Here is a 17193-nt window from a genome sequence, read left to right on the forward strand (position 1 = left end):
TAAAGAAATCGCGGCATAGCCGCGAATCCTTCTGGCAGTCGGCAAATAAAAATGCTATGCGTTTATTATAGCATAGCATTTTTGAATCCACAATAAACAAATCGTTACAGAAAATCCATCGTATGCAGCAAACGATCGTCCAAAACCGATTGGGTTAGGCTTCGGATGGCTTTTGTAATGTGATAGAGGGAGGCGTGAGGGGAAACGTCACTCGTGCGGTGAAAAGGTCCGCGTCGATTTGGATGGAAAACTCCCCTCCGCAGGCTTCGGTAAAGCTCTTGGCAATCGAGAGGCCCAGCCCGCTGCCTGCGGTCGTACGGGCGGCGTCCCCTCGCACGAAGCGCTCTGTAATATCCACATTGGGATCGAGTTCATACCGGGAGATGTTTTTCAATGCGACGCAGGCGAAGCCGTCCGCCTCGGTGAGGGAGACGAAGACCCGCGTCCCTTCCAACGAATAGCGCAGTGCGTTGGAAATCAGGTTTTGAAATACGCGGTAGAGGCGCCCGCCGTCCGCGGTGATCGTCACCGGTTGGTCGGGAATATCCACCCGGAACAGGAGCTGGGAAGCCTGGACCGCTTCGTCCATATCGGCCAGCGTTTGGCGCACCAGCTTGCCAAGGTCCAACGGCTCCATTTGGAGTTCCATGTTGCCGCTGGCCGCCTTGCTGACGTCGAAAATATCCTGGATCATATTTTTCAGGCGGAGGGATTTTTCGTCCAGAACTTTGATGTAATCCTTTACATGGTCGGGAAGCGTCTCCTCCTGTTTCAACAGATCTACGTAGCTGATAATAGAGGTAAGCGGCGTCTTAATGTCATGGGAAACGTTGGTGATGAGCTCCACCTTCATGCGCTCGCTCTTTACACGTTCCTCCACAGCGGTGTTTACGCCGTGCTCAATATCGTTTAGGGCATGGGCGGCCTCCCGCAGATCGGAATCCTGCGGGAGCAGCAAGGATGCGGTATTTTTGCCTTGCTGAACAGAGGTGATCTGTGTGGTCAGGCGGCCAAGGTCCTGCGCCAGTTGGCGGTGCAGCTTCCCATAACGATATGCAAAATATACCATGAGTGCAATGGTGACCGGAGCCAGCAGCCCTACCGTAAAAATGCTGAGGACCAATCCTACGCTGAACGTGATCGCCTCACACTTGATAAAATCGTCCCAGCGTTCGAGCAGGCGGCGTTCCAGGGGCAGCTTTTGCTCGAACGTTTTTCGGTACTCGGCCCGGCGACGCAACATGGTGCTGATGACATTGCGCCTCCAACTCCCGCGGTTATAGCGCAGATCGATGGCAATCAGATAATAGCCGGGCAGGGAGAGCAGGAAACAGACCACGTTGCCCGGGATGCTACCGCTGACAAACCCCGTAGTGAGGAACAACACAAGGATGGCGAACGCCAGCTTCCATTCGAAATAGAGGTTGGCCGTGTGCGCGGCAATCCGGCGGCTCAGCTCCCGACGCTCTTTTCGCCAAAGGAACGCCAAAACCAACAGGATAGCAGAGAAAGCAATGATGCAAGACCAGATGCGCAGGAACAAAAGCGTTTCCCTTCCCTGCTGGGGAATGTCGTAAAGCGCGCTGGAACCGTCCACCGGCTCCACAGGGATTTGGCGCGCGACCAGGCAGACGCGGAAATTCTCGTAATCCGGGTTGGCCGCCATGTTTTCGTATCCGGGCACATTCCACATGCCGGAGTCGCTGCGGTAAAAACCGTCCCCGTAGACATCGACTGCCACCCCGTCCTTTTCGATGGAGACGGTTTTACCGTCGAAAATCAATCGGAAATTGTATCCCTCCGGCAGATCGCCTTCATAGAGGTTCTCGTGCTCCGTGTCGTTAGAATAGGCGGTTCGATTGGAAGCTGTTCCGATTTGATATAGCAGGTTCCGCGCTGTATCCGCGTTCAGGCCGAACGGATCGTCGGCATCGGAAAAATAGTAGTAGCGGTTTCCATCGGAATCGGAATAGACGGAATCCTGCAGCTCCGTCTCTGCGGCGGTGTCGGAAGAGGACAGCGTATCCATAACGTGCAGGATATGGTTGAGCATCTGGGAAAGTTCGGCCCGGAATGCATTGGTATTCTGATAATCCTCTTGTTTGAGATCGCTAATTTGCTGCATGGCATAATCATAGTTCATCAGAAAAGAGATGCCGAATATGGCGGTGGCGATCAAGATCCCCATACTGAGGAAAAAACTGATGAGGCTGACGATTGCTTTACTTTTTTTCAATTTTGTATCCAATTCCCCATACCACCTTTAGATATTCGGGTTCCTTCGGGTTGAGTTCGATCTTTTCGCGGATGCGCCGGATATGAACCATCACCGTGTTTTCGGCGGAAAAAGCAGGTTCGTTCCAAACGCGGCGGTAGATTTCCTCCGCGGGGAAGATTCGGCCGAGATTGCGCATAAACAAGTCGATGATCTTAGTTTCGGTGGCGGTCAGCTTGACCGGCTCGCCGTCCGCGGTGAGGATATGCTCCTCGGTGTTGTAGCGCAGGCGCCCGTTTACAATCACATGATTGCCCTGCTGCGCATGGATGTCCCCCAGGCTGGTATAACGCCGCAGCTGGGAGCGCACGCGCGCGACCAATTCCATGGGGTTGAACGGTTTTGTCACATAATCGTCCGCGCCCATGGACAACCCCAAAATTTTATCGGTATCTTCACTTTTGGCGGAGAGTACGATGATGGGCAGGTTGCGCTTTTCACGAATCTTCATGATGGCGGACAGTCCATCCATTTTGGGCATCATCACGTCGATGATAATCAGACAGACCGGCTGGCTCATCACCATGTCCAGCGCTTCCAAGCCGTTGTATGCACATAGCACCGAATATCCTTCTTTTTCCAGGTGGATGGCGATGGAGCGGACAATTTCCCGATCGTCGTCCACAACCAAAATACTGCCTTCATTCATAATCTCAGATCCTTTTCACCCAAAGTATGTTCCGTGTCTATCATGATAAGGGAGAATCCTTACAAAAAACGAAATGGATTTCTTAAAGAAATCTTACGGATAACCGTTTCAAAGCGGATTTCCTATACACCTAAAAATAGCCCCATCAGTGCGGGGGTCACGTAGGTTTCGATCACTGCCGCCGCCAGGAGAAGCGGCACAACGACCAGCAGATAGACGCGCCCCGCCTCTTTGAGCGCCTGCCGGAACGAGCGCTCCCGCTGTAAGCAGATTTTGTAGGAGAGCGACCAGCATAAATATAGGCCAAGGGCAAAAGAAACCAGAAGGGCCGGAAGTTCCAAAATGCCGTGAGGCAGAATCCCTATCAAAAACGCCCCCATCCCGATGCCGGTGGTCTGGTAAAGTGCTCCCATCGCTCCCAACACCACCGCGTTGGAAAAGAAGGGGAAGATTGTAAGGAAGAAAAACGGAATGCAGCCGATTAAAATAGAGATCCCAGCTGCATAAAGATTGTTGAGCAAGAGGGTAAAGAACGAGATACCGCCTTCATCAAAAAGTCCTTTTTCTTCAAAACCAGCGGCGATTTGCTGGACGAATTCGTTTAACAACGCTTCTTCGCTGGCCAGCCAAATGCCGGAAAGCACACAAAGGCCGGCGAAGCAGATGCACAGGATCAAAAAGAGCTTTAATAGCTTTTTCCGGAAAAACCGCCCGGTTTCCTGGTATTGTCTGACGATCCACATCGTAAAACTCCTCCTTTTGGTTGTTTGGAACGGGAAGGTACCACCCAAAATAAAAGAAACAGCAACTTACGCGGACGGTACGAGGTTTTATTATAACATAATCCCAAAAAGAAGTCGACGCACGAAACAATTCGCGAATCCCTTTTCTCCCTTGCATGGTTGTGGTATAATTTTGATAATTCTATGATTTAGAGCGCGGTTGAACGGAAAAGACCGCGCGATTTGAAGGGAGAATGGGAATGCTGACGGATATTGAAATTGCTCAACAGACCAAGATGACACCCATCACAGAGATCGCCGCTTCCCTTGGGATCCGGGAAGAAGAGCTGGAACCGTACGGCCGGTTTAAGGCGAAGCTGAACGACTCGCTTTACAACCGCCTCAAGGATCGAAAGGATGGAAAGCTGATCCTGGTGACCGCGATCAACCCGACCCCTGCGGGAGAGGGAAAGACCACCACAACGGCGGGGCTGGGCGAAGCAATGGCAAAGATCGGGAAGAATGCGGTCATCGCCCTGCGCGAGCCGTCCCTCGGGCCGGTGTTCGGCGTCAAGGGCGGCGCGGCCGGCGGCGGTTATGCACAGGTGGTGCCGATGGAGGATATCAACCTCCACTTTACCGGTGATATGCACGCATTGACTTCGGCAAACAACCTGCTGTGCGCCATGCTCGACAATCACATGCAGCAGGGGAACGAGCTGCGCATCGACCAGCGCCGTGTGCTGATCAAACGCTGCCTCGATATGAACGACCGCGCCCTGCGCAACGTGGTGGTGGGGCTCGGCGGAAAAATGAATGGGATTCCGCGCGAGGATGGCTTTATCATCACGGTGGCCAGCGAGGTGATGGCGATCCTCTGCCTGGCTGCCGACAGCTCGGATTTGAAGGAACGCCTGGGGAACATTTTGGTGGCGTATAATCTGGACGGCGAACCGGTATATGCGAAGGACTTGAAAGCGGAGGGCGCCATGGCGGCGCTGCTGCGCGACGCGATCAACCCCAATTTGGTGCAGACGCTGGAAGGAACGCCGGTGATTATGCACGGCGGCCCGTTTGCGAACATTGCCCATGGATGCAATTCCGTGCGCGCGACACGCCTGGCGTTGAAACTGGCGGATTATTGCATCACTGAGGCGGGGTTTGGTTCCGACCTCGGCGCAGAGAAATTCTTTGACATCAAATGCCGCTTGGCGGGGCTGCGCCCGAACGCGGTTGTGGTGGTTGCCACCGCCCGTGCGCTCAAATACAACGGCGGGGTCCCCAAGGCGGAGACCGGGAACGAAAACCTGGAAGCCCTGAAGAAGGGGATCGTCAACCTGGGCGCGCATATCCAGAACATGCGCAAGTACGGCGTGCCCGTGGTCGTGGCGATCAACCGCTTTGACTCGGACACGGATGCGGAACTTGCATATATTGAGCAGTATTGCAAGGAAAATGGCGCGGATTTTGCCCTCAGCGAGGTGTTTGCCAAGGGCGGCGAGGGTGGCATGGAACTGGCGCGCAAGGTGTGCGCCGCCGCAGAGCAGCCCTCCGATTTCCACCCCATTTATGCGGGCGATCTGCCCGTGCGCGAAAAGATTGCAACCATCGCAAAGGAAATCTACGGCGCCGATGGGGTTACCTATACAGCCCAGGCGGAGAAAGCGCTCAAGGAGATTGCAGCGCTCGGCGGCGATGCGCTGCCGGTCTGCATCGCCAAGACACAGTATTCGCTTTCGGACAACGCAGCGCTGTTGGGCCGCCCGGCTGGGTTCCAAATTACCATCCGGGACCTGCGCCTCTCCAACGGCGCGGGCTTCGTGGTCGCTTATGCGGGGGACATCATGACGATGCCCGGCCTGCCGAAGCGTCCTGCGGCGGAGCGGATCGATGTGGATGCATCCGGAAAAATATCTGGTTTATTCTGAGGTGAGAAATTTGACCTATACGACCCATTCCCCAGAGGAAACGGAGAAGCTGGGCGAGGCCATCGCCCAACGGCTTTCCGGGGGAGAGGTGCTGGCGCTGTTTGGCGGTATGGGCATGGGAAAAACCGCCCTGACGCGCGGCCTGGCGCGGGGACTCGGCGTGGAGGCGGGCGTTTCCAGCCCCACCTTCGCGCTGGTACATGAATACCATGGGCGCTTGCCCATCTATCACTTTGACATGTTCCGTGTGGACGGCTGGGACGATCTCTATTCCACCGGCTTTTTTGACTATCTGGAATGCGGCGGCGTGTTGGTGATTGAGTGGAGTGAAAACATTGAAAACGCCCTGCCGGAAAACGCGGTGCGCATTGCGATTTCGCGCGGTGCGGCGGAAGACGAGCGGGTGTTCCAGATCGACGGACTGAACATGGAAGGGATGATTCTTTGAGGATTCTTGCAATTGATTCCTCGGCAGGGGCTGCCTCCGCAGCAATTTGGGAGGATGGCAGCCTACTGGGGGAGTTTTTCACCAATACACGCTTGACCCATAGCCAGACGTTAATGCCGATGATCGGCGGCGTATTGGACTGTGCGCGTGTGCCCTTGGAAAGCATCGACCTGTTTGCTGTTTCGGCGGGCCCCGGATCGTTTACCGGGGTCCGGATCGGCGTGGCCAGCATCAAGGGACTTGCCATGGCCCAGGGGAAGCCCTGTGCAGGGGTTTCCACGTTGGAGGCCATGGCACGCAACCTAGCGCACCTGGAGGGGTTGGTTTGTGCGGTGATGGATGCCCGATGCGGGCAGGTGTATAATGCGCTGTTTCTGGCAGAAAGAGGAACGCTCACGCGTCTGACAGAGGACCGCGCGATTTCGATTGAGGATCTTGCTGCAGAGTTAGAGGAGATGCAAAGAGGAAAATCGCTGTTTCTGGTTGGTGACGGCGCAAAATTGTGCTATAATAAAGAACGATTGCAGGCTTTAGGCGCAAAATTGCCGCCGGAACCCCTTTTGTACCAACGCGCTTGGGGGGTTGCAGAGGTTGCAAAGGACTTGTTCGAGCGAGGAGAAACCCTAACTGCTGCGGCTTTGGCCCCTGTTTACCTGCGGATGCCGCAGGCCGAACGGGAACTGAAAAAACGGCAGGCTGCCCAAATGTAGCCGGAAAGGGGATAAAGATGAAGAAAAGGCCAATTGTTAGCGCCCTTTTGGCCGCCGTCCTTTTGACCTCCAGCTGGAGTCCAGCAGCGTTCGCAGCAACTATACCGGCCGCTGCCCCACAATCTGTTGTGCAACAGGTTTCTATAAGCAATCTGGATCAGGCAAAGGATGCGATCCATCAGGCCCTGTCCAATATGAGCGAGTCCGTTCAGTTAGGACAATACGGGCTGACGGAGCAGGAGTTTTCCGATCTGTACGACGCGATCTTGCGGGAAGACCCCTGGCTTTTCTATGTTGAGGGATGTACGTTCCATGTCAACCGGAGCGGGATTGTTGTCGATATGATCCCACGCAATACATACGACCCGGCGACCGTCCAGACGATGCGGGAAGAGCTGACCCAATCCATGCAGGCTGCGCTCTCCTGTATCGACCCGAATATGACGGCGACCGAAAAGGTGGTGCAGGTACATAATTATCTTGCTTTGACTTGTGCCTATGATTATGAAAACTATCAGACAGATACTATTCCGAGAAGTTCTTATACCGCTTACGGCGCGCTGGTGAGCCGCCGGGCGGTTTGCCAGGGATACTCTCTGGCGTTTGAGCTGCTGATGCAGCAGCTGGGGATCCCGTGTGCGATTGTGGAGAGCGACCCCATGAACCACGCCTGGAACGCGGTGCAGCTCGACGGGACCTGGTACCATGTGGACGTCACTTGGGACGATAGCGCGCCGGACCGGCCGGGCAGGTATTCGGTCGATATGCTGTTGACGAGCGACATGAAGGCAGGAAACAACCAAAACCAGCACAGGAATTGGGAGCACATGCCATCGCCGGCCTATAGCACCATCTTGGATAACATGGATTGGAGGCAGTTCATCTCCCAGATGGAGACAAAATACCGTTCGAATACGGCGTTGACGGTGGATACCTCTTCGTATACTTGTAAAAAGGGTTCAACCTATGTGTTCAAGGTGAACGCTTCGCCCAACCAGATTGTGGTCGCCCGCCCGGTGGACAGCAATGTTGCGCGCGTGAAGTTATTGCGCGCAGAGACAGACGGCTCGTATTATTTCCAGTTGGAGGGGCTCCAGCAGGGAAACACGGAGATTGAAATCATTGCTGAAAGCGGAAGAAGCACGCGGTTCCCATTGACAGTCCAGGGAGACCTTTATCAGAGCGATACCACCGGACAGCTTACCTTGAACCCCGGCCAGACCTACTATTTTAAACTGACCTATAATGGCTCTGGACCCCTGGTGTTGCCCTATGTCAGTTCGGGGGATGGCATTGTGGGTGTGAAATTGGCCAAAACCTCCGGCAACTATGCGATCTATGCGGTTACGGCTGCGGCTACGGCAAACGCTTCCGGGACGCAGACTTACATTTACGCGACCCCAAACGGGGGAACGCCTGTGCCGCAATTTTCGGTCCGGGTTGCCTGAGAAACGATAGAAAGAAGGAATTTGATGATTTTATTAGGAGCCGATCACGGCGGCGTCGGATTGAAAGACGCAATCAAAAACTATTTGGAGCAGAATCACATCGCCTGCAAGGACTTTGGCACGTTTGATACGGAGTCGGTCGACTATGTACCCATCGCCTCCAAGGTGGCGCATGGGGTTGCAAACGGCGAGGGCGAGTTCGGGATCTTGTGCTGCGGTACGGGCATTGGCATGAGTATGGCGGCCAACAAGGTGCAGGGCGTTCGTGCGGCGGTGTGCTCAGATCCTTATTGTGTGGAGATGACCCGCCGCCATAACAACGCAAATGTCCTCTGTATGGGGGGACGGGTGATCGACGAGCAAAAGGCGGTAGAGTTTGTAAAGATTTTCCTGTCGACCGGATTTGAAGGGGGCCGCCACCAGAGAAGGGTCGATCAGATCGCTGCGGTGGAACGCGGAGAGCTGTAAACGGATAGCAGGGAAAGGGGCCGTCCTGCGGCAAAATTTCCCTTTGCGAAATTATAGGACGTTATTCATTACAGAATATAAATGGGGGAAAACAAATGGAAAATCAGGTTTTTGTCATGGACCATCCGTTGATTCAACACAAGCTTACCTTCCTGCGCGATAAGAATACGGGTTCCAAAGAGTTCCGCGAGCTGGTGGGCGAGATCGCTATGCTGATGTGCTACGAGGCGACGCGCGATCTTCCGCTCCAGGAAGTACACATTGAGACGCCGATGGGCGAGGCGACCACCAAAGTGATCGCTGGCCGGAAATTGGCGTTTGTGCCGATCCTGCGCGCAGGCCTCGGCATGGTGGAGGGCGTGTTGGAAATGGTGCCAGCTGCTAAGGTGGGCCATATCGGCCTCTACCGCGACCACAAGACGCTCCAGCCGGTGGAATACTACAACAAACTGCCGCAGGACATCACGGAACGCGATGTGATCGTCCTCGATCCCATGCTTGCGACCGGTGGATCTGCGATTGATGCGATCAGCATTGTCAAGCGCAGCAATCCCAAGAGCATCAAATTCATGTGCATTATTGCGGCGCCCGAGGGCGTCAAGGCGCTGTCTGAGGCGCATCCCGATGTGCAGATTTACTGCGCAGCGGTGGACGATCATCTCAATGAGATCGGCTATATTGTCCCGGGCTTGGGCGATGCGGGCGACCGTATCTTTGGAACGCTTTGATATTTAGGAAGAAATGAAGAAACACCGGCAAGCGACAAGCTTGCCGGTGTTTCTATATGGAAATGTAATTCTATTTTAAATTTTCAATATAGTGTTGGATGCTGTCTTCATCGGTGGGATGCACATCGCTGTAGGTGCGGAACAGGGAAAGGTTTTCCACGTGCCGGAGCGCGCCGCCCGCTTCGATCTGATAAAGTGGGCTCATGGTTTCCATCGAAAGATAGTCCCCATTGCAATAGGTCTCGAAGGAGCTGCCGTAATCGGGATAGGCGGCATCCGAGTATACGAAGTGCTTGATAAGCGTGTACGTCCGGTCAACATAGGCGGCCCAGCCCAGCGTATTGTTTGTGCCCAGTTTGAGCGGCCGGCCGTTCGAGGGGTCGTGCCGTAGGGTGAGGAAGCGGTTGCCAACATAGAGGCGCTCGTCGCGCGGGTCCGTATAGGGCCAAAATGTCAGCACCCGGTTTGGCAGGAGTTCGTCGTCCTCGTCGGCACGGTTCTGCGGGATGATTTCCAGGCCGCCGCCGCGCACCATGGTGATCGGCCAGAGAGACAGCATCTGCCGTTCTTTCGAAAAATTCTTTACACTGTGGACCAGCATGACGTCCGAGGTATTATCCCCCATCACAATTTCCAGGCGGGTTTGCACGTCGTTATTTTTCTGTTTGGCAGAGGAAAATGTCACACCGTCGGGAAGCAGGGCGTAGATGACGGGGTCGTTGTCTGGAAAGTAGGATTCCGGCATCCGTTCTGGGGCGAGCCACAGCCGGTGGCCGCCATAAAAATAACAGGCAGCGCCTTCTGAATAGTAATCGTCCATAAATTCGTTCTGCACTTTAAATTTGCGATCCAAGTCGTTGTACAGAATATTTTCGTTCCCAATAAATCCAAAGCGTACAACGCGCGGTCCACAATCGATGGTTACCACAAGATCAATGACCCCATTGGACAGCTGCACGCACTTTCCATAGTTTTCGAAATCAATTTCCTTAAGATCCAAAGAATGACACGTCCTTCAAATTGGAATTTCTTCTTGCGGTAGCTCCACAAAAGAGACGGAATCATGCTGGAAAGGAAGCTACATGTTGTCCCACACTTTGCATATTCCCGCAGTCCATTCCAGCCCGCACGGGTAAGGATTTGGCAAAAAGAGGGAATACACATCCGTGGATTGGCTCTCTAATTCAATCACATTTTGCGCAATATTGTCAAGAGATAAAATGTCCGATGAATTGGCGATGATCGGGCGTTTTGTCGTCATTTTTGATACATGTAAAATTTCCGCCCCACGGGGATTCATGCCAAGAATCCGCACATAAGGGGGAAAGCTCTGGGTGAGCGCGTTAGTGACCCCCAAAAAGGCGGAAAGAACCAACCGGCGGATCCGCGCCAGGGGATAGCGCTTGGTCTTCACCAAAGCATAGAGCTCTTCCAGGGAAGCGGCCTTTCGAGCCGCGGCATACAACCGGTTTTCCAGCCCTTCGCTGATATCGGGAAGGCAGACAAAAGCTTCCGGTTCCATGGTTCTTAGTTTGGCCAGAATGGCGCGTTCCATCCGCTCCAAGGAGGCGGGCGCATGACCGGCATCCAATTCTGCTTGAAGGATTTCCGCTGCGGGGACGGGCATATAGGGGGCAAAATCCATGCCTCCCGCTGCGAGGGAACGGATATAACTGGCGCTGGCGGTTTCGGCGTCGCTAGTGAAGGAATCGTGCGAAGCGCCAACCCGCTGCATGGTAAACACACGCATAGGGGAGGACTGGGACAGGAGCGCCTTGCAATACTCCACCCCCAGAGTGTTGTTGGGGGTTTGCAGGACTGCGGCGGTTTCTGGGCCGGACAAGCGCGCTAAGGCGCGTTCCCTCGCGCGTGCAAAGGTGCATCCGTTCTGTAGTTCTTCCCGCAAAAGCGGCGGAAATTCTGGAGAAAGCAAATCCTTTGCCGCTTTTATCAGAAGGGCTGCGTTTCCGCATTCACTTCCAAAGCTGATGACGTCTGCTCCCAGGCAATCCAATAAAAAGACGCCGCCCCGCGCAAATGTTTCCGCAGTGCTCATGGCCCAGGGAAGCGGGAGTTCCACCACAAGATCCACGCCGCAGCGCAGCGCTTGCTTGGCCCGCATACGCTTTTCCAGCAGGGCCGGTTCCCCGCGCTGCACGTAGTTTCCGCTCATAACGGCGGCAATATGCGTGGCCCCCTGCCGGCGCGTTTCCTCGACGAGGGCAAGATGCCCCAAATGAAAGGGGTTGTATTCACAAATCATTCCAGCAATCTGCATTTCCTTGGAAAACTCCTTGAATTTGTTCGATTCTTGTACTATTATAATAATACCATATTGTCAGGTTATTTGAACATAAAATTGGTTGAAGAGCGTTTTTTTCTGTTTTATCCAAACGACAATATCGGATGAAAAGAGCAGCGCTGCCGGTCCGGGAGGGAGCTCCCTTGTCATTGGGGACGGTGTGCTGTAAAACAGGAGGAGAGGTTTCCAATGAAAGTTTTGGTTATTAACGCCGGTAGTTCTTCTTTGAAGTACCAGCTGATCGACATGGACAGCGAGCGGATGCTGGCCAAGGGCAATTGCGAAAGAATCGGTATGGACGGCAGCATCTTTATTCATAAAACGTCCGACGGCCGCGGCAAGCGGATGCAGGTGCCCATGAAGGATCACACGGATGCATTTATGCATGTTACGCAGGCATTGACCGACCCCAAGGTGGGCGTCATCAAGAATTTGGACGAAGTCAGCGCCATTGGACATCGCGTTGCACAGGGCGGTTCCAAATTCCGCAAATCCGTTTTGGTCAACGACGAGGTGATCCAGGGAATCCGCAGCCTGATTCCGTTGGCGCCGCTGCACAACGGCCCGGAATTGGATGGTATCCTTGCCTGCGAAAAGGTATTTGGGGAAGATGTTCCGGAAGTCGTGGTATTTGATACTTCCTTCCATTCCACCATGCCGCCCAAGGCATATATGTATGCCATCCCCTATGAGTACTATGAGAAATACGGTATCCGCCGGTACGGTTTCCACGGAACCTCCCACCGGTATGTCAGCCGTCATTGCGCGCATTTGATGCACCAGCCGCTGGAGGACATCAAAATGGTGACCTGCCATATTGGAAACGGCTCTTCGATTGCCGCAATCCAGGATGGCCGTGTTATCGACACCAGCATGGGCTTGACGCCGTTGGACGGCTTTATGATGGGCACGCGCTGCGGTTCTTTGGACCCGTCCATCGTCACATTCCTCATGGAGAAAGAGAATTTGACCCCTCAGCAGATGGACGAAGTCTTGAATAAGAAGTCCGGCCTATTGGGTATTTCTGGGATCTCCAGCGATGACCGCGACGTGACGAAGGCGGCAATTGAGGGCAACCCGCGCGCGATTCTGGCGCATGATATGCTGGCCTATCAGATCATCAAGCAGATCGGCGCGTATGCGGCGGCCATGAACGGCTTGGATGCCATCGTGTTCACCGCCGGCCTGGGCGAGAACCAGCCGCACCACCGTTATGCGATCTGCCGCGGCCTGCGTTATCTCGGCCTGAAGATCGATGCAGAGCGCAACGAAGAGATGGTCGGCGGCAAGGAAGGCAAGATCTCTACGTTTGATTCCCAGGTTGCCGTCTACGTCATCCCGACCAACGAGGAGCTGGTCATTGCGCGCGATACCAAGGTGATCGTGGAAAAGCTGAACTATGCGTCCACAGAAGACAAGACCATTGTTGACCTAGAGGACATCTAAAGCGGTTTGAAGCGCAATGTTCCATTCGTTTTTATGAGAAATACAGCAAAGCGGCGGCGTGAGAGAATCACACCGCCGCTTTTTATCGAATTCCTTTGGCCCTATGGCTGCTTCGCCGCAGAAATATGCAAAAACGGCTGACCCGGTAAAAACCGCCGGGACAGCCATTCTTTTATGCGGATTCGGTTTTTCCGGCCTTCTGCTTTTTGATGACTTTCAGGCGGGAAAACTCCTCGCGTTCCTTTTCCTCCAACGCATCTGTGATGAATTTCACGGTCTCCTCAAAGCGGGGGATCATGATGTTCTTGAGGGCGTTGGCGCGCTTCTGTGTCTTTTTAATGGCGTCTGCCAACCGGTAGACGCTGTTTTCCACCTCAGCCAGCTCTGCCGTCAGCCGCTTGACCTCGTTAAATTTGCTGTAAGCGTCGTCCAGCATGATGTTGGTGGTGTTCAGGCCAAACGGGATCGGGATTTCGCGCGGCGTCAGGGAGACCATGGGGATTTCCACGCCCATGACGCTACGGTAGGCGACGTTCAACCCGTCGTCCAGCGGGACCGTCTGGGAAAGTTCGCCGCAGATACCCAGGGTGATGTTGGCCCTCTGTAGGGCCGCATAAGCATCCTCATAGGTCTGGTCGATTTTCCCTTGAATGGCATTGGCACGGTCGATCAGCGCCATCATTTCGCGGATGAGGATGTTGCGCTTGCGGTCCAACAGTTCAAACCCGGTGCGGGAGAGCTCTAAGGATTTTTTGGTCGCCAGAAGGTTTCCCTTGGTTGGTACAACTTGATTTGCCATAATGGTGCCCTCTTTTCCTTATCAGCCCCGCATCACGGGGTTTGCCCCGCAGCCGCTGGCTGGGACGCCCGTTCTCCCTCTGTTTCAAGCTGCTTTTTGGCCTTTTCATAGTATTTGTCGAGCAGTTCATCGTCCACACGGTCCAACTCCTCGCGTGGAAGCGTGGCAAGCAGCGTCCAGCCGAGATCCAGGCTTTGCTCAATGCTGCGGTTCTCGTTAAAGCCCTGGTTGACATATTGCTCCTCGAAGCGTTTGCCAAATTCCAGATACTTTTTGTCCGTCGGGGAGAGTTCCTCTTCGCCGATGACGGAGGCCAGCGAGCGCGCGTCCATCACCTTGGCATAGGCGGCGAAGAGCTGGTTGGAGAGCGCCGAGTGGTCCTCGCGCGTATATCCGGCGCCGATGCCGTCCTTCATCAGACGGGAGAGGGAGGGCAGCACGGAAACCGGCGGATAGATGCCGCTGTTGTCCAAGGCGCGGTCCAGAACGATCTGTCCTTCGGTGATATAACCGGTCAAGTCGGGGACCGGGTGTGTGACGTCGTCGTTTGGCATGGTCAAAATCGGGATCTGTGTGACGGACCCCTCTTTGCCGCGCACCATGCCCGCGCGTTCATACAGGGAGGCGAGGTCCGAATATAAGTAGCCCGGGTAGCCCTTTCTTCCGGGAATTTCGCCCTTGCTGGAGCTGAATTCACGCAGCGCCTCCGCGTAGGAGGTCATATCCGTCATGATGACCAGCACGTGCATGCCGAGCTCAAAGGCGAGGTATTCCGCGACGGTCAAGGCGCAGCGCGGCGTCAGGATACGTTCGATGATCGGGTCGTTGGAGAGGTTCAAAAACATAACGACCTTTTGCAGCACGCCGGATTCATCGAAGGAGCGGCGGAAATATTCGGCCACGTCGTTCTTGGCGCCCATAGCGGCAAACACGATGGCAAAGTTGTTCTCATTTGCGTCTTTGATCTTCGCCTGGCGTGCAATCTGGACAGCAAGCTCATTGTGCTTCATGCCGGAACCGGAGAAGATGGGCAGCTTCTGCCCGCGGATCAACGTCATCAGCACATCGATGGTGGAGATGCCGGTGTTGATGTAGTTCTTCGGATAGATACGGGAAACCGGGTTGATGGGGGTGCCGTTGATATTGGCGCGCTTAAGTGGGAAAATATCGCCCAAGCCGTCGATCGGGCGGCCTGCGCCGTCGAACACGCGCCCCAAAATTTCCGGGGAGAGGGGCATTTCCATCGGGTGGCCCAGAAGCCGTGTGCGGGTGTTCTGGAGGGAAATGCCGCGCGTTCCTTCAAACACCTGGATGACGACGCGCTTGCCCTCCATCTGTACGATTCGGCCCTGCCGCATGGTGCCGTCATCCATGCGGATGTCGACCACCTCTTCAAAGGAAGCATTTTCTACATCGTCCAGAACGATCAAGGAGCCGTTGATCTCCTTTACGCCGATATAATCTAGTATCATTTTATCACCTGCTTCCTTATGCGTTTACAATGTTGGAAAGAGTTTCGTCGATTTCTTTCATGTAATCGTCGAACATCTCCGGCTTGTTGTTTGGAATATCGTATTTCATTTTGACCAGCTTATCGAACAAGCCGCTCGCAAGGATGCCGGAGATCGGCACGCTGGCCGCGACCAGCTGTTTCGCCTTTTTGTAGAGATGCAGGATGACCTTCATCATCAACATTTGCTTTTCCAGGGGGACGAACGTATCGTCCGCATGGAAGGCGTTCTGCTGGAGGAATCCCACGCGGATGACGCGGGCCGTCTCGATAATCAGCTTCTGGTCGTCCGGAAGGACGTCCGAACCGATCAGCTTGACGATTTCCATCAGCTGGCTTTCCTCCTGGAGGATATGGGAGATGCGCCTGCGGTATTTGACAAAGTCCGCCCCCACGTGGTCCGTGTACCATTGGTCCAGATCGCCGAAATACTCGCTGTAGCTCTGGGTCCAGTTGATGGCCGGATAGTGGCGCGCGTAAGCCAACGCCTTGTCGAGCGCCCAGAAGCAGCGGGTGAAGCGCTTGGTATTCTGGGTGACCGGTTCCGAGAAGTCGGAACCCTGGGGGGATACGGCGCCGATGATGGTGACGGAACCATCGGTCCCATTGAGGTTCTTGGCCATACCGGCGCGCTCGTAGAATTCCGACAAGCGGCTGGGCAGGTAGGCGGGGAAGCCTTCCTCCGCGGGCATTTCCTCCAAACGGCCGCTGATCTCGCGCAGGGCTTCCGCCCAACGGGAGGTGGAGTCGGCCATGATTGCAACGTGATAGCCCATATCGCGGTAATATTCCGCCAGCGTGATGCCCGTGTAGATGGAGGCTTCACGGGCTGCCACCGGCATGTTGCTCGTGTTGGCGATCAACACCGTGCGGTCCGTCATCGGGCGGCCCGACTTCGGATCCACCAGTTCGGAGAATTCGTCCAGAACCTGGCTCATCTCGTTTCCGCGTTCGCCGCAGCCCACATAGATGATGATGTCTGCGTCGCACCATTTGGCAAGCTGGTGCTGCGTCATCGTCTTGCCCGTACCGAACCCGCCGGGAATCGCCGCGGTGCCGCCCTTGGCGATGGGGAACAGGGTGTCGATGACACGCTGCCCGGTGATCAGCGGGACGTCGGTGCGCAGGCGCTCTGCAACGGGGCGCGGAACACGGATCGGCCATTTCTGGCACAGGGAGAGCTCATGGAGCGCTCCCTGGTCGTCCTGCAGGGTGACAATCGTATCGTTCACACGGTACGCCCCGTTTGGCACGACCTTTTGAACAACGCCGCTGATCTGCGGCGGGACCATACATTTATGGCGTATAATGGGCGTCTCGGGGCACTCGGCATAGACGTCGCCCCCCTTGAGCCGGTCGCCCGGCTTGACCGAGAGGGTCACATCCCATTGGCGCTGGGTATCCAGGGAGGGGACAGAGCTGCCGCGTGAAATAAACGCGCCGCTTTCCTCTTCAATCGCCTTCAGTGGGCGCTCGATGCCGTCAAAAATATTGTCGAGGATGCCCGGGCCCAGGGTGACGTTCATCGGGCTTCCCGTCCCTACAACAGGTTCCCCCGGACGGAGGCCCGTCGTCTCCTCATAGACCTGGATGGTGGTGAAGTCGCTGGTGATTCCGATGACCTCTCCCACCAGACGTTCTTTTCCTACATAGACCATTTCCATCATGGAAAAGCTTTGCGCGGCTTTGACGGTGACGACCGGCCCATTGATGCCATATATGACCGTTTCATTTTTCATGTTTGGATCATTCCTTTCCGT

Annotated in this window: 15 protein-coding genes; 7 read left to right on the forward strand and 8 right to left on the reverse strand. The window is 55.0% G+C overall.

What is annotated here, in order from left to right; translation table 11 throughout:
* Positions 1-154: 154 nt before the first annotated feature.
* The 3 genes from I2G69_RS01285 to I2G69_RS01295 form a co-directional block, all read right to left on the reverse strand.
* Complete coding sequence (locus tag I2G69_RS01285) at positions 155-2248, reverse strand: sensor histidine kinase (RefSeq protein ID WP_195560066.1); 2094 nt, start codon at positions 2246-2248, stop codon at positions 155-157.
* Positions 2223-2924, reverse strand: coding sequence for a response regulator transcription factor (locus I2G69_RS01290; protein ID WP_195450455.1), 702 nt, complete (start codon positions 2922-2924; stop codon positions 2223-2225). Before I2G69_RS01290 ends, I2G69_RS01285 begins: the two co-directional genes overlap by 26 nt.
* 122 nt (positions 2925-3046) lie before the next feature.
* The gene (locus tag I2G69_RS01295) at positions 3047-3667 is read right to left on the reverse strand and encodes a stage II sporulation protein M (RefSeq protein ID WP_195560067.1); all 621 of its coding nucleotides are present in this window, start codon (positions 3665-3667) and stop codon (positions 3047-3049) included.
* Between the two features lie 239 nt (positions 3668-3906).
* On the opposite strand from I2G69_RS01295, the gene I2G69_RS01300 reads away from it, so the two are divergent.
* The 6 genes from I2G69_RS01300 to upp all read left to right on the forward strand — a co-directional run bounded on the left by I2G69_RS01300 (position 3907) and on the right by upp (position 9376).
* On the forward strand, positions 3907-5574 hold the full coding sequence (locus I2G69_RS01300) for a formate--tetrahydrofolate ligase (protein ID WP_087232748.1): 1668 nt from the start codon (positions 3907-3909) through the stop codon (positions 5572-5574).
* Positions 5575-5584: 10 nt separating this feature from the next.
* On the forward strand, positions 5585-6022 hold the full coding sequence (gene tsaE / locus I2G69_RS01305; protein ID WP_087233061.1) for a tRNA (adenosine(37)-N6)-threonylcarbamoyltransferase complex ATPase subunit type 1 TsaE: 438 nt from the start codon (positions 5585-5587) through the stop codon (positions 6020-6022).
* Entirely contained in the window at positions 6019-6732 is a 714-nt protein-coding gene (gene tsaB / locus I2G69_RS01310) for a tRNA (adenosine(37)-N6)-threonylcarbamoyltransferase complex dimerization subunit type 1 TsaB (protein WP_087232751.1), read from the forward strand. The genes tsaE and tsaB overlap by 4 nt, the downstream gene beginning before the upstream one ends.
* A gap of 17 nt (positions 6733-6749) precedes the next feature.
* Positions 6750-8180 (forward strand): transglutaminase domain-containing protein, encoded by a 1431-nt coding sequence (locus I2G69_RS01315; protein WP_195560068.1) that lies wholly within the window; start codon positions 6750-6752, stop codon positions 8178-8180.
* A gap of 24 nt (positions 8181-8204) precedes the next feature.
* Positions 8205-8648: a ribose 5-phosphate isomerase B gene (rpiB, locus tag I2G69_RS01320; protein WP_087232757.1), complete on the forward strand. Its 444-nt coding sequence runs from the start codon at positions 8205-8207 to the stop codon at positions 8646-8648.
* Between the two features lie 95 nt (positions 8649-8743).
* Complete coding sequence (gene upp, locus I2G69_RS01325) at positions 8744-9376, forward strand: uracil phosphoribosyltransferase (RefSeq protein ID WP_087232760.1); 633 nt, start codon at positions 8744-8746, stop codon at positions 9374-9376.
* Between the two features lie 70 nt (positions 9377-9446).
* Here upp and I2G69_RS01330 read toward each other — a convergent pair whose 3' ends face one another.
* On the reverse strand, positions 9447-10376 hold the full coding sequence (locus I2G69_RS01330; protein WP_087232763.1) for a hypothetical protein: 930 nt from the start codon (positions 10374-10376) through the stop codon (positions 9447-9449).
* A gap of 78 nt (positions 10377-10454) precedes the next feature.
* On the reverse strand, positions 10455-11654 hold the full coding sequence (locus I2G69_RS01335) for a tRNA(Met) cytidine acetate ligase (protein ID WP_087232766.1): 1200 nt from the start codon (positions 11652-11654) through the stop codon (positions 10455-10457).
* Between the two features lie 213 nt (positions 11655-11867).
* Between I2G69_RS01335 and I2G69_RS01340 the strand changes: the two genes are divergently transcribed.
* On the forward strand, positions 11868-13124 hold the full coding sequence (locus I2G69_RS01340; protein ID WP_087232769.1) for an acetate/propionate family kinase: 1257 nt from the start codon (positions 11868-11870) through the stop codon (positions 13122-13124).
* A gap of 172 nt (positions 13125-13296) precedes the next feature.
* On the opposite strand, the gene I2G69_RS01345 is transcribed toward I2G69_RS01340, so the two are convergent.
* Genes I2G69_RS01345 through I2G69_RS01355 form a run of 3 tightly spaced genes read right to left on the reverse strand, consistent with a single transcriptional unit; the run spans position 13297 to position 17172 of the window.
* On the reverse strand, positions 13297-13923 hold the full coding sequence (locus I2G69_RS01345; protein WP_087232774.1) for a V-type ATP synthase subunit D: 627 nt from the start codon (positions 13921-13923) through the stop codon (positions 13297-13299).
* A gap of 32 nt (positions 13924-13955) precedes the next feature.
* Positions 13956-15395, reverse strand: coding sequence for a V-type ATP synthase subunit B (locus I2G69_RS01350; protein ID WP_087232777.1), 1440 nt, complete (start codon positions 15393-15395; stop codon positions 13956-13958).
* A gap of 16 nt (positions 15396-15411) precedes the next feature.
* Positions 15412-17172 carry a V-type ATP synthase subunit A gene (locus tag I2G69_RS01355; RefSeq protein WP_087232780.1) on the reverse strand — a complete coding sequence of 587 codons (1761 nt, stop codon included), beginning with the start codon at positions 17170-17172 and terminating at the stop codon, positions 15412-15414.
* Between the last annotated feature and the right edge of the window lie 21 nt (positions 17173-17193).

Origin of the sequence: Anaeromassilibacillus sp. D41t1_190614_C2, assembly GCF_015558525.1 — a bacterium.
In the GTDB taxonomy this organism is placed as follows: domain Bacteria; phylum Bacillota; class Clostridia; order Oscillospirales; family Acutalibacteraceae; genus Anaeromassilibacillus; species Anaeromassilibacillus stercoravium.